This is a genomic window from Agromyces italicus DSM 16388, from assembly GCF_000421545.1.
GTDB classification, from domain to species: Bacteria; Actinomycetota; Actinomycetes; order Actinomycetales; family Microbacteriaceae; genus Agromyces; species Agromyces italicus.
On sequence record NZ_ATXF01000012.1, the window covers coordinates 1 to 13,459 of the forward strand.

Below are 13,459 nucleotides of genomic sequence, written 5' to 3' on the forward strand. Positions count from 1 at the left end.
AGCTAACCAGCGGTGCTCCTGGCGGAACAACTGGCACACCAGAGGTTCGTCCAACCCGGTCCTCTCGTACTAGGGTCAGATCCTCTCAAATTTCCTGCGCGCGCAGAGGATAGGGACCGAACTGTCTCACGACGTTCTAAACCCAGCTCGCGTACCGCTTTAATGGGCGAACAGCCCAACCCTTGGGACCTACTCCAGCCCCAGGATGCGACGAGCCGACATCGAGGTGCCAAACCATGCCGTCGATATGGACTCTTGGGCAAGATCAGCCTGTTATCCCCGAGGTACCTTTTATCCGTTGAGCGACAGCGCTTCCACAAGCCACTGCCGGATCACTAGTCCCGACTTTCGTCCCTGCTCGACCTGTCAGTCTCACAGTCAAGCTCCCTTGTGCACTTACACTCGCCACCTGATTGCCAACCAGGTTGAGGGAACCTTTGGGCGCCTCCGTTACTTTTTGGGAGGCAACCGCCCCAGTTAAACTACCCACCAGGCACTGTCCCTGAACCGGATCACGGTTCGAAGTTAGATATCCAGAGTGACCAGAGTGGTATTTCAACAATGACTCCACCGACACTAGCGTGCCAGCTTCACAGTCTCCCACCTATCCTACACAAGCCACACCGAACACCAATACCAAGCTGTAGTAAAGGTCACGGGGTCTTTCCGTCCTTCTGCGCGTAACGAGCATCTTTACTCGTAATGCAATTTCGCCGAGTTCGCGGTTGAGACAGCTGGGAAGTCGTTACGCCATTCGTGCAGGTCGGAACTTACCCGACAAGGAATTTCGCTACCTTAGGATGGTTATAGTTACCACCGCCGTTTACTGGGGCTTAAATTCTCAGCTTCGCCTTGCGGCTAACCGGTCCTCTTAACCTTCCAGCACCGGGCAGGCGTCAGTCCGTATACATCGTCTTGCGACTTGGCACGGACCTGTGTTTTTAGTAAACAGTCGCTTCCCACTGGTCTCTGCGGCCTTCAAACGCTTTCGGAGCAAGTCCTAATACGCCTCAGGCCCCCCTTCTCCCGAAGTTACGGGGGCATTTTGCCGAGTTCCTTAACCACGATTCTCTCGATCTCCTTAGTATTCTCTACCTGACCACCTGAGTCGGTTTGGGGTACGGGCGGCTAGAACCTCGCGTCGATGCTTTTCTCGGCAGCATAGGATCACCCACTTTTCATCCGCATCGCGTCTCAGCCTTTGATGAGCGACGGATTTGCCTATCGCTCGGCCTACACGCTTGCCCCGGGTCAACCATCGCCCGGGCTGGGCTACCTTCCTGCGTCACACCTGTTAATACGCTCACTCCACCAGATGGGGTCGCATGCCGCCACACGATCGTCCCCGAAGGGATCCACGCGTCTTGGGATGCTTAGCACTCCTGATTTCATGTGGGCGGTTCTTCGCCGGTACGGGAATATCAACCCGTTGTCCATCGACTACGCCTGTCGGCCTCGCCTTAGGTCCCGACTTACCCAGGGCAGATTAGCTTGACCCTGGAACCCTTGGTCTTCCGGAGGACGGGTTTCTCACCCGTCTTTCGCTACTCATGCCTGCATTCTCACTCGTGTGCCGTCCACGGCTGGTTTCCACCGCCGCTTCACCCGGCACACGACGCTCTCCTACCCATCAACACGGCTGGACCACGAAGGCCTACCACAAATGTCAATGCCACAACTTCGGTGGCGTGCTTGAGCCCCGTTACATTGTCGGCGCGGAATCACTTGACCAGTGAGCTATTACGCACTCTTTCAAGGGTGGCTGCTTCTAAGCCAACCTCCTGGTTGTCTGTGCAACTCCACATCCTTTCCCACTTAGCACGCGCTTAGGGACCTTAGTTGGTGGTCTGGGTTGTTTCCCTCTCGACGATGAAGCTTATCCCCCACCGTCTCACTGCTGCGCTCTCACTTACCGGCATTCGGAGTTTGGCTGACGTCAGTAACCTGTTGAGGCCCATCGGCCATCCAGTAGCTCTACCTCCGGCAAGAAACACGCAACGCTGCACCTAAATGCATTTCGGAGAGAACCAGCTATCACGAAGTTTGATTGGCCTTTCACCCCTATCCACAGCTCATCCCCTCCATTTTCAACTGAAGTGGGTTCGGTCCTCCACGACGTCTTACCGTCGCTTCAACCTGGCCATGGATAGATCACTTCGCTTCGGGTCTAGGACCTGCGACTGAATCGCCCTATTCAGACTCGCTTTCGCTACGGCTGCCCCACACGGGTTAACCTCGCCACAGATCACTAACTCGCAGGCTCATTCTTCAAAAGGCACGCTGTCACCCCAACAAGGAGGCTCCAACGGTTTGTAAGCAAACGGTTTCAGGTACTATTTCACTCCCCTCCCGGGGTACTTTTCACCTTTCCCTCACGGTACTTGTCCGCTATCGGTCATCTGGGAGTATTTAGGCTTATCAGGTGGTCCTGACAGATTCACGCGGGATTTCTCGGGCCCCGCGCTACTTGGGATACCTCTCCGGCCGGCCAGGCATTTCGACTACGGGACTCACACCCACTCCGGTCCGCCTTTCAATGCGGTTCGTCTATACCTGACACGTCACCGTGACTGCACGGCAGTACAGTCCGAAAGGTCCCACAACCCCGATCATGCAACCCCTGCCGGGTATCACACATGACCGGTTTAGCCTCTTCCGCTTTCGCTCGCCACTACTCACGGAATCACGGTTGTTTTCTCTTCCTGTGGGTACTGAGATGTTTCACTTCCCCACGTTCCCTCTACCCGCCCTATATATTCAGGCGGGAGTCACCAGGTCACCCAAAGGGCCTGGCGGGGTTTCCCCATTCGGAAATCCTCGGATCACAGCTCGTTTATCAGCTCCCCGAGGCTTATCGCAGATTACGACGTCCTTCTTCGGCTCCAGATGCCAAGGCATCCACCGTTTGCTCTTAAAAACTTGAAATCACATGAGTTCGATCGAATTCGTGCAACACCCCGAAAGGTGCTGCGAAATTGACCAGTGAATACGCCGAACAGCCACCCGAAGGCAACCAATCGGCGACTCACCTATGTGAAACAAGACCGAAGTCCTGTTTCTAAGATGCTCGCGTCCACTATGTAGTTCTCAACAGACGGCCAGAACCCCCACACCCACCGAATCAAAACCATCGGCTACGTGAAGGCCTGAAGAAACCATCACCCCCCAACCCGAAAGCCAGGGAAGTTGTCCGGTCCCTCAGGACCCAACAGCGTGCAACGTACCCGACCGGCCGGCCCCCACCGTTCCAACCCCAACAAGTGAGGCGTACTAGGTCTGAACCATTCAGACGAGCACCCATGTTCAATGTTCCACCCATGAGCAACCAGCAAGACCAGGTCTGTTCCGAAATGAACAGAGCCGTCTTGATCTGGCGCACTGCGAAAACCCGAAGGCTTCCGAGTTGCTCCTTAGAAAGGAGGTGATCCAGCCGCACCTTCCGGTACGGCTACCTTGTTACGACTTAGTCCTAATCACCGATCCCACCTTCGACGGCTCCCTCCACAAGGGTTAGGCCACCGGCTTCGGGTGTTACCGACTTTCATGACTTGACGGGCGGTGTGTACAAGGCCCGGGAACGTATTCACCGCAGCGTTGCTGATCTGCGATTACTAGCGACTCCGACTTCATGAGGTCGAGTTGCAGACCTCAATCCGAACTGAGACCGGCTTTTTGGGATTCGCTCCGCCTTACGACATCGCAGCCCTTTGTACCGGCCATTGTAGCATGCGTGAAGCCCAAGACATAAGGGGCATGATGATTTGACGTCATCCCCACCTTCCTCCGAGTTGACCCCGGCAGTCTCACATGAGTTCCCACCATGACGTGCTGGCAACATGCGACGAGGGTTGCGCTCGTTGCGGGACTTAACCCAACATCTCACGACACGAGCTGACGACAACCATGCACCACCTGTTCACGAGTGTCCAAAGAGTTGACCATTTCTGGCCCGTTCTCGTGTATGTCAAGCCTTGGTAAGGTTCTTCGCGTTGCATCGAATTAATCCGCATGCTCCGCCGCTTGTGCGGGCCCCCGTCAATTCCTTTGAGTTTTAGCCTTGCGGCCGTACTCCCCAGGCGGGGCGCTTAATGCGTTAGCTACGACACGGAAACCGTGGAAAGGTCCCCACATCTAGCGCCCAACGTTTACGGCGTGGACTACCAGGGTATCTAATCCTGTTCGCTCCCCACGCTTTCGCTCCTCAGCGTCAGTTACGGCCCAGAGAACTGCCTTCGCCATCGGTGTTCCTCCTGATATCTGCGCATTCCACCGCTACACCAGGAATTCCATTCTCCCCTACCGCACTCAAGTCTGCCCGTACCCACTGCAGGCTAGAGGTTGAGCCTCTAGTTTTCACAGCAGACGCGACAAACCGCCTACGAGCTCTTTACGCCCAATAATTCCGGACAACGCTCGGACCCTACGTATTACCGCGGCTGCTGGCACGTAGTTAGCCGGTCCTTTTTCTGCAAGTACCGTCAAGGCCGAAGCCCCTTCTTCCTTACTAAAAGCGGTTTACAACCCGAAGGCCGTCATCCCGCACGCGGCGTTGCTGCATCAGGCTTTCGCCCATTGTGCAATATTCCCCACTGCTGCCTCCCGTAGGAGTCTGGGCCGTGTCTCAGTCCCAGTGTGGCCGGTCACCCTCTCAGGCCGGCTACCCGTCGACGCCTTGGTGAGCCATTACCTCACCAACAAGCTGATAGGCCGCGAGTCCATCCCAGACCGAAAAACTTTCCACCCCAGATCATGCGATCCGAGGTCCTATCCGGTATTAGACGTCGTTTCCAACGCTTATCCCAGAGTCCAGGGCAGGTTACTCACGTGTTACTCACCCGTTCGCCACTAATCCACCAGAGCAAGCTCCAGCTTCATCGTTCGACTTGCATGTGTTAAGCACGCCGCCAGCGTTCGTCCTGAGCCAGGATCAAACTCTCCAAAAAAAATGGTTCCCAACACCCGAAAGTGCCAGGGAGTTCAATCTCTGACAGAGAAACAACTGACTCGAAAATCAAATTGTCCATCAATCAAAGGAATCCCACCACCGAAGTGGTTGGGGTTCAATAAATTGGCATTGAACATAGTGCACGCTGTTGAGTTCTCAAGGAACGGACGCACCCGAGTTGAACCCGACCCAAAGCCGAGCCAGCCCCCAGGGCAACCTGTCAAACATACCACCAAACCAGCCCGCCGAAAACACGACGACCACCACAACTCCGAAGAGCCACGATCAACTAGAAGGGGTATCTCATCCTAGACTTGAAATCACCGAGTCGCAATGCTGCGCCTTCGAGGTTATTTGGCTAGAACCACCACCACTCGACCAGACCCGCTCTCCCGCGCTTCCCGGCCGCCGCAGCGACAAGAGAAAATCTACGCGCACACCACCACAACCCGCAAATCCACCACACAACCCGGGCGTGTCGCAATCGCAGCGAAGCCAGTCAGCGCGGTCTATTGCCTGATCAACGTGGATAACGGCGCTGGATCGCGCCGCGGAACGCGAACTCGGGACGAGGGGCCAGCACTCCCCCACCGGCCGCGGACCGGCGAGTTCGAATCGAACGACTTCCCCGTCGACGAGAAGGGCCCCGGTCGATCACGGAGTGATCGGCCGGGGCCCGCGAGGCTCGGCGGAGCCGGCGGCTACTCGACGAAGATGCCTGCGAGCGTCTTCTTCCCGCGACGAAGCACGGCCATGCCGCCTCGCCCGACGAAGCCGTCGAGGGTCGCGGCCTGGTCGTCGACGCGACGATTGTTGATCGAGATCCCGCCCTGGCTGATCGCGCGGCGTCCCTCGCTCACGCTCGAGACGAGCTTCGTGTCGGCCAGCAGCTGAGCGATCGGGGCATCGGGCGAAGTCGTCGTGTTCGGAAGCTCGCGGAGCGCCGACTCGAAGACATCGGCGTCGAGCTCGGTGATCTCGCCCTGCCCGAACAGCGCCTGCGACGCCGCGATGACCGCCGCCGTGGCATCCGCGCCGTGCACCATCGTGGTGACCTCGGTCGCGAGGACCCGCTGGGCCTCGCGACGGAAGGGCTCGCTCGCGACGAGCGCCTCGAGCTCCTCGATGCGCTCACGCCCGAGGAAGGTGAAGACCTTGAGCCGGGTCACCACGTCGGCATCATCGGTGTTGAGCCAGAACTGGTAGAAGCGGTAGGGACTGCACATGGCGGGATCGAGCCACACCGCGTTGCCCTCGCTCTTGCCGAACTTGGTGCCGTCGGCGTTCGTGATGAGCGGGGTGCCGATGGCGTGAACGCTCGCGCCCTCGACGCGGTGGATGAGGTCGGTGCCGCTCGTGAGGTTGCCCCACTGGTCGCTGCCGCCCGTCTGGAGCACGCAGCCGTACTGTCGGTGGAGCTCGAGGTAGTCGAAGCCCTGCAGGATCTGGTAGCTGAACTCGGTGTAACTGATGCCCGAGTCGGAGTTCAGTCGCGAGGCGACCGCGTCCTTCTTGAGCATCGTGCCGACACGGTAGTGCTTGCCGATCTCACGGAGGAAGTCGATGGCGCTGAGGCCGGCCGTCCAGTCGAGGTTGTTCACGAGACGCACCGCGTTCTCGCCCTCCTGCGAGAGGAAACGCGTGACCTGCCCCTGGAGGTAGCCGACCCACTCGGAGACGGTCTCCTTCGTGTTCAGCGTGCGCTCGGCGGTCGGGCGGGGGTCGCCGATGAGGCCGGTGGAGCCGCCGACCAAACCGAGCGGCTTGTGCCCGGCGAGCTGGAGACGCCGCATGGTGAGCAGCTGCACGAGGTTGCCGAGGTGCAGGCTCGGCGCCGTGGGGTCGAACCCGCAGTAATAGGTGACCGGCTCGCCCGCGAGAAGCTCTTTGAGCGCGGCCTGGTCGGTCGACACATGCACGAGGCCGCGCCAGACGAGCTCCTCCCAGACGTCGTCGAATGAGGCGTCGTTGTGCTGGGTGGAGAGGATCACTGGGTCTGACACCACGTCAGATTATCAGCGGAGCGGATGATGAGCATTCCACCCCTAACCGACCGGTGCTTAATGATGTATGCTTATCTCTGCCGAGATGAACCCTGCAAGGTGAAGGAGTGACGATGATCGTCATCACCGCGGACCAGGTCGCAAGCCGCACAACCGCCGACCTCGCCGGCGCCGAACGCGACCGCCTTCAGCAGGAGTACAGCGAGCGCCTGCTGCTCCCGGTCGCCCGCAACGCCGGCGACGAGATCCAGCTCCTCACGAGCGACGCGCGCACCGCCGTCGACGTCGTCCTCGAGCTCACCCGGAAGGGCGAGTGGAGCGTGGGCATCGGCTGCGGCTCAGTACGCGAACCGCTGCCCGACGACATCAGAGAGGCGAGCGGCGACGCGTTCTTCGCTGCCCGCGACGCGGTCGAGCGCGCGAAGAAGAGTTCGCCTCGGCTCGCGATCGAGGCTGCGGGCAACGATGCCGCGCACATCGAGGCGCTCTTCAAGCTCGCGCTGATCCTGCGGGAGCGACGCTCGGAACAGGGCTGGGAGGTCTACGACCGTATCGTCGCGGGAGCTCTGCAGTCCGACATCGCCGACGAGCTCGGTGTGAGCGCCCCGGCGATCAGCTCGCGCATGAAGTCCGCCAACATCCGCGCCGAGCTCGACGCGGTGCCCGCGCTCGCTAGGCTGCTTGAGAATCTGGATGCCTCGACGGGAGCCCGCCACCCATGAATCTCTTCGTCATCGCCGACGCGATCACCTGGTCGGCGCTTCTGCTCTCGCTCGTCGGGGCCGCGGTGCTCTCGATCCTCGCCTCGGTACGGCCCCGTCGCGGCTTCGTCTGGTTCGCGACGGGCGTGCTCGGCATCGCGGTGCTCGCAGCGTCGACGGCACAGGGGCAGGCCCCGATCGGCGTCGCTCCGCTCGTCGTCGTGCTCGGCTTGGCGATCGCCGTGTTCGGGGGCAGCGCAGCAGCCGGCACCGCCCTGGATCTCGCGATGGGCCGCGCCGTCGCCCCCGGCCTCCACGGCGGCATCATCGTGACCGACCGACGCGTCGATGCCGACCTCGCCCCGGGTGTGCACGCCGTGGAGCGACGTCGGGAGGTGCTGCGCGGCGGACTGACGATCGGCGTGCTCGAGCGCATCGCCTCGGCCGGCGCGATCATCGCCGGATTCCCCGAGGCGCTCGCGATCGTCGTCGCGATCAAGGGCGTCGGCCGATTCACCGAACTCGAGGCGCCCGAGGCGCGCGAGCGGTTCATCATCGGCACCTTCGCGAGCCTCATCTGGGCGTGCGCCGCCGCCCTCGTCGTGCACCTCGCGATCCGCTGACCCCGTGCCGCTCGCCCTGACTCGGGGCGCTCGGTTCATTCGGGCGGCGCGCGCCACCCCTCCGCGCGCCGCTACTCGGCGGCGAGCTTGTGCCGCCGGTACGGCGAGACGCCCTCGTCGCCCGGCAACCAGAAGCGCCACGAGTAGCTCGCACCGCCGCCCGTACCGCCGACGCCCGTTCGCGGACCGGCCGAGTGATGGAGCGGCCTTTCGAGGACCCTCAACGAGAACGGCGGGGCGAGCAGGTCGCTGCCGCCCGCCTCGAGCGGCACACCGAGCGCGCGCGACAACCGGCCGGGGCCGCGCGCGAGATCTCGATCGGCCACCCCAGGGCGGCGGTGCCGAGCGAGCTCGAGCCCCTGCACCACCGTCGCCCCGCGCAGGAGCACCCCCGAGGAGGTTCCCGCCGGCCGCGCCACGATGTTCAGGCACACGTGCATGCCGTAGCTGAAGTACGCGTACAGGTGCCCGGGATCGCCGAACATGACGGCGTTTCGCGGCGTGCGTCCGCGGAACGCATGCGAACCGGGGTCTTCACCGACCCCGCGGTAGGCCTCGAGCTCCGAAAGCCGGATGGCCACCTCGCCGTCGGGCGCCGCAAAGCTCAGCACGGCGCCGAGCAGGAGCGGCGCGAGCTGCACCGGATCCTGCTCGAAGAACGCCCGATCGGGCGTCACCAGCACCGTCAGTCCGCCGCCTCCGGAAGACCTGCGACGAGATGCCGCACCCGGTCGGCCAGACGCGCGAACTGCTCGTCGACCCTGACCGGGGCGGTGCCGCCGATGCCGTCGCGGCTCGCCACCGAGCCCTCGATGGTCAGCACCTCGCGCACCTCTGGCGTGAGGTGCGGCGAGATCGCGGCGAGCGCGGCGTCGTCGACGGCGTCGAGCTCGAGGGCGTGAACCTCGGCGTAGCGCACGAGCGCACCGGTGATCTCGTGGGCGTCGCGGAACGGCACATGCCGCTTGACGAGCCATTCGGCCACGTCGGTCGCGAGGGAGAAGCCTGCGGGCGCGAGCTCTGCCATCCGATCGGTGTGGAAGGTGAGCGTCGCCACCATGCCGGTGAACGCGGGCAGCAGCACCTCGAGCGTCTCGACCGAGTCGAAGACGGGCTCCTTGTCCTCTTGGAGGTCGCGGTTGTACGCGAGCGGGAGCGCCTTCAAGGTCGCGAGAAGGCCGGTGAGGTTGCCGATGAGTCGACCCGACTTGCCGCGGGCGAGCTCGGCGATGTCGGGGTTCTTCTTCTGCGGCATGATCGACGACCCGGTCGAGTAGCCGTCATCGAGCGTGACGAAGCCGAACTCGCGCGTGTTCCAGAGGATGATCTCCTCGGAGATGCGCGAGAGGTCGATGCCGATCATCGTGGTGACGAAGGCGAACTCGGCGACGACGTCGCGGCTCGCCGTACCGTCGATCGAGTTCTCGGCCGGCGCGGCGAGGCCGAGGTCGCGGGCGACGGACGCCGCGTCGAGCCCGAGCGTCGAACCCGCGAGCGCTCCCCCGCCGTACGGCGAGACATCGGCCCGCTTCGTCCAGTCGACCAGGCGCTCGAGGTCGCGGCCGAGCGCCCACGCGTGGGCGAGCAGGTGGTGCGCGAGCAGCACGGGTTGCGCGTGCTGCAGGTGCGTGCGTCCCGGCATGATGGCACCCCGGTGCGCCTCGGCCTGCGCGGCGAGCGCATCGATGAGGTGCACGAGCTGCTGTCCGATGACGGCGGCGTGATCCTTCAGGTACAGCCGGACGAGCGTGGCGATCTGGTCGTTGCGGCTTCGGCCGGCACGGAGCTTGCCGCCGAGCTCGGGCCCCACGATGCCGATGAGGGCCGCCTCGAGCGCACCGTGCACATCCTCGTCGCTCTCGGCGGCGACGATCTCTCCCGAGACGACCCGCGCCCCGAGGGTGTCGAGCCCCGCGAGCATCGTCGCGAGTTCGTCGTCGCCGAGGTATCCGGCCGCGGCGAGCGCCCGCGCGTGCGCGCGCGAACCCGCCAGATCGTAGCTCGCGAGCTGCCAGTCGAAATGCGTCGACTTCGACAGTCGCGCGAGTTCGGGCGACGGACCGCTCGCGAATCGGGCACCCCAGAGCGAGCCCTCGTTGGTTCCGTGCTCGGTCATCATGCGTCCTTCCGGTTCAGGAGCCACGCCAGCAGCGCCTTCTGCGCGTGCAGTCGGTTCTCCGCCTCGTCCCAGACGACCGACTGCGGGCCGTCGATGACCTCGGCATCGACCTCGACGCCGCGGTACGCGGGAAGGCAGTGCAGGAAGATCGCCGAATCGGATGCCTCGGCCATGCGCGCTCCGGTCACCCGGTAGTCGCCGAAGATCGCGAGTCGTTCCGCCTTCTCGGCCTCCTGGCCCATCGACACCCAGGTGTCGGTGACGATCACATCGGCGCCCGATGCCGCGGCGGCCGCGTCGGTCGTGACGAGCACCGAGCCGCCGGTCGTCGCGGCGATCCGCTCGGCGTCGGCCACGATATCGGCACGGGGTGCGTAGTCGGCAGGTGCCGCGATGCGCACGTGCATGCCCGCGGTCGCGCCGCCGAGCAGGTACGAGTGCGCCATGTTGTTCGCGCCGTCGCCGAAGTACGACATCGTGAGTCCTGCGAGCTCGCCCTTCTTCTCGCGCACCGTCTGCAGGTCGGCGAGGATCTGACAGGGGTGGAAGTCGTCGGAGAGGGCGTTGACGACCGGCACCGTGGTGCCCGCCGCCATCTCTTCGAGGCCCGACTGGGCGTAGGTGCGCCAGACGACCGCGGCGACCATGCGCTCGAGCACGCGGGCTGTGTCGGCGACCGACTCCTTGCCCCCGAGCTGACTCTCGTTCGAGGCGATGACGAGCGGAACGCCGCCGAGGTCGGCGATGCCGACCGAGAACGAGACTCGGGTGCGTGTGGAGGTCTTGTCGAAGAGCACGGCGACGGTCTGCGGGCCGTCGAGCGGGCGCTCGGCGAAGCGGTCGGCCTTGAGCCGTGCGGCCAGCTCGAGCACCTCGGCCTGTTCTGCGGGGCTCAGGTCGTCGTCACGGAGGAAGTGGCGGGTCATGGGGTCCGTTTCGTGTGGGAGGTTCAGGAGGTGGCGGCGACGGAATCGAGCGCGATCGAGAAGCGCTCGACGAACTCGTCGATCTCGGCGTCGCCGATGGTGAGCGGCGGAGCCACCCGGATGGTGGCGTCGTTCGCCGCGTTCACGATCAGCCCGGCGTCCATCGCCGCAGCGACGAGCGGGCCGGCGACGTGCCCGGTGAGCCCGATGCCGATGAGGAGGCCGCGACCGCGGACGCCGGCGATGAGCGGGGAGTCGAGGTCGAGGATGCGCTCGCGCAGCTGCTCGCCGCGCGCCGCCGCGTTCTCGACGAGCCCCGCCGATTCGATCTCGCCGAGCACCGCGTTCGCGACCGCGGTCGCGAGCGGGTTGCCGCCGAAGGTCGAACCGTGCTGGCCCTTCGTGTACAGCGACGACGCGTGTCCGTAGGTCACGAGGCCGCCGATCGGGAAGCCTCCGCCGACGCCCTTGGCGAAGGTGATCGCGTCTGGCGCGATGCCCGCGTGCTGGAACCCGAACCAGGCACCGGTGCGCCCGGCGCCGGTCTGGATCTCATCGACGATGAGGAGTGCCCCGTGACGATGCGTCAACTCTCGCGCGGCTTCGAGGAAGCCCGCCGGCAGCTCGACGACGCCGGCCTCGCCCTGCATGGGCTCGACGATGAGCGCCGCGACCGCATCGTCGATCTCGGCCTCGAGCGCGTCGAGCGTCGCGGGGATGTGCTCGACCCCGCCCGGCAGCGGCAGGAACGGGTCGCGCATGTGCGCCTTCCCGGTGAGGGCGAGCGAACCCATCGTGCGCCCGTGGAAGGCGTCGACGAGCGCGAGAACCCGCGTGCGGGCCCCGCCCGAGTTGTTGAGGCGGGCGAGTTTGAACGCCGCCTCGTTGGCCTCGGCGCCCGAGTTGCCGAACCACACCCGCCCCTCGTCGCCCGCCCCCGAGAGCCTCGTGATGCGCTCGGCGAGCTCGAGCGTCGGCTCGGTCGTGAAGTAGTTCGAGACGTGGGCGAGGGTCGCCGCCTGCCGGGAGACGGCCTCGACGAAGACCGGATGGGCGTGACCGAGCGCGTTGACCGCGATGCCGGCGAGGAAGTCGAGGTAGGGCTTGCCCGAGTCATCCCACACCCATACGCCCTCGCCGCGCTCGAGCTTCGCGAGCGGCATGCCGATCGAGCGCATGATGCGGGTGTCGAACCGCTGCTGCCAGTCGTTCACTCGGCGCCTCCGGCGTTCTGAGGCACGACCTCGGTGCCGATTCCGGACCGGGTGAAGACCTCGAGCAGGATCGAGTGCGGCACGCGACCGTCGATGATGGCCGCCTTGGCGACGCCGCCTTCGACGGCGTCGAGGCAGGCGCGCATCTTCGGGATCATGCCCGATTCGAGGGACGGCAGGAGCGCCGTGAGCTCGGGCACCTCGATGACCGAGACGAGCGAGTCGCGGTTCGGCCAGTCGCGGTAGAGCCCGGCGACGTCGGTGAGGATGACGAGCTTCGCCGCACCGAGCGCGACGGCGAGTGCCGCGGCAGCCGAGTCGGCGTTCACGTTGAGCGACTGACCAGGCGTGTCGGCATCGGGTGCGATCGACGAGACGACGGGGATCCGCCCGGCGTCGAGCTGAGTCTGCACCGCCTCCGGGTCGACCGCGACGACATCGCCGACGAGGCCGAGGTCGATCTCGGCGCCGTCGACGACGGCCCCGCGCCTGCGGCCGGTGAACAGCCCCGCGTCTTCACCCGAGAGCCCCGCCGCGAGCGGCCCGTGCCCGTTGATCAGCGAGACGAGCTCGCGATTCACCTGCCCCGAGAGCACCATGCGCACGACGTCCATCGCCTCGGGCGTCGTCACGCGGTACCCGCCGCGGAACTCGCTCTCGATGCCGAGCCGCTCGAGCATCGACGAGATCTGCGGGCCGCCCCCGTGCACGACGACCGGCTTGATCCCGGCGTAGCGGAGGTACACCATGTCTTCGGCGAAGGCGCGCTGCAGCTCGGGGCTGACCATCGCGTTGCCGCCGAATTTCACCACGATCGTCTCGCCGTGGAAACGCTGAAGCCACGGCAGCGACTCGATGAGCACCCGTGCCTTCTCGGCGGCGAGGTCGGCGCCCGAGCCCGAGGCATCCGTTTCGATGTCGCTCATGC

Annotated in this window: 8 protein-coding genes and 2 rRNA genes; 2 read left to right on the forward strand and 8 right to left on the reverse strand. The window is 64.3% G+C overall.

What is annotated here, in order from left to right; translation table 11 throughout:
- The 3 genes from H516_RS0116670 to tyrS form a co-directional block, all read right to left on the reverse strand.
- A 23S ribosomal RNA gene (locus H516_RS0116670) occupies positions 1 to 2,925 on the reverse strand; the annotation flags it as partial.
- 489 nt (positions 2,926 to 3,414) lie between these two features.
- Positions 3,415 to 4,943: ribosomal RNA gene (locus H516_RS0116675) — 16S ribosomal RNA — on the reverse strand.
- 703 nt (positions 4,944 to 5,646) lie between these two features.
- On the reverse strand, positions 5,647 to 6,948 hold the full coding sequence (tyrS, locus tag H516_RS0116680) for a tyrosine--tRNA ligase (protein WP_026378933.1): 1,302 nt from the start codon (positions 6,946 to 6,948) through the stop codon (positions 5,647 to 5,649).
- 113 nt (positions 6,949 to 7,061) lie between these two features.
- On the opposite strand from tyrS, the gene H516_RS0116685 reads away from it, so the two are divergent.
- Both H516_RS0116685 and H516_RS0116690 read left to right on the forward strand, forming a co-directional pair.
- Positions 7,062 to 7,670 (forward strand): hypothetical protein, encoded by a 609-nt coding sequence (locus H516_RS0116685; protein ID WP_026378934.1) that lies wholly within the window; start codon positions 7,062 to 7,064, stop codon positions 7,668 to 7,670.
- Positions 7,667 to 8,272, forward strand: a complete 606-nt coding sequence (locus tag H516_RS0116690; protein WP_051138886.1) for a hypothetical protein — start codon at positions 7,667 to 7,669, stop codon at positions 8,270 to 8,272. Before H516_RS0116685 ends, H516_RS0116690 begins: the two co-directional genes overlap by 4 nt.
- A 71-nt stretch (positions 8,273 to 8,343) precedes the next feature.
- Here H516_RS0116690 and H516_RS0116695 read toward each other — a convergent pair whose 3' ends face one another.
- The 5 genes from H516_RS0116695 to argB are packed head-to-tail and all read right to left on the reverse strand — an operon-like array spanning position 8,344 to position 13,457.
- Entirely contained in the window at positions 8,344 to 8,955 is a 612-nt protein-coding gene (locus H516_RS0116695) for a DNA-3-methyladenine glycosylase (RefSeq protein WP_211217113.1), read from the reverse strand.
- 2 nt (positions 8,956 to 8,957) lie between these two features.
- The gene (gene argH, locus H516_RS0116700; RefSeq protein ID WP_022890844.1) at positions 8,958 to 10,388 is read right to left on the reverse strand and encodes an argininosuccinate lyase; all 1,431 of its coding nucleotides are present in this window, start codon (positions 10,386 to 10,388) and stop codon (positions 8,958 to 8,960) included.
- Positions 10,388 to 11,317 carry an ornithine carbamoyltransferase gene (argF, locus tag H516_RS0116705; protein ID WP_022890845.1) on the reverse strand — a complete coding sequence of 310 codons (930 nt, stop codon included), beginning with the start codon at positions 11,315 to 11,317 and terminating at the stop codon, positions 10,388 to 10,390. Before argF ends, argH begins: the two co-directional genes overlap by 1 nt.
- Before the next feature lie 23 nt (positions 11,318 to 11,340).
- Positions 11,341 to 12,495, reverse strand: coding sequence for an acetylornithine transaminase (locus H516_RS0116710; RefSeq protein WP_051138889.1), 1,155 nt, complete (start codon positions 12,493 to 12,495; stop codon positions 11,341 to 11,343).
- Between the two features lie 32 nt (positions 12,496 to 12,527).
- Complete coding sequence (gene argB / locus H516_RS0116715; RefSeq protein WP_022890847.1) at positions 12,528 to 13,457, reverse strand: acetylglutamate kinase; 930 nt, start codon at positions 13,455 to 13,457, stop codon at positions 12,528 to 12,530.
- Positions 13,458 to 13,459 lie beyond the last annotated feature (2 nt).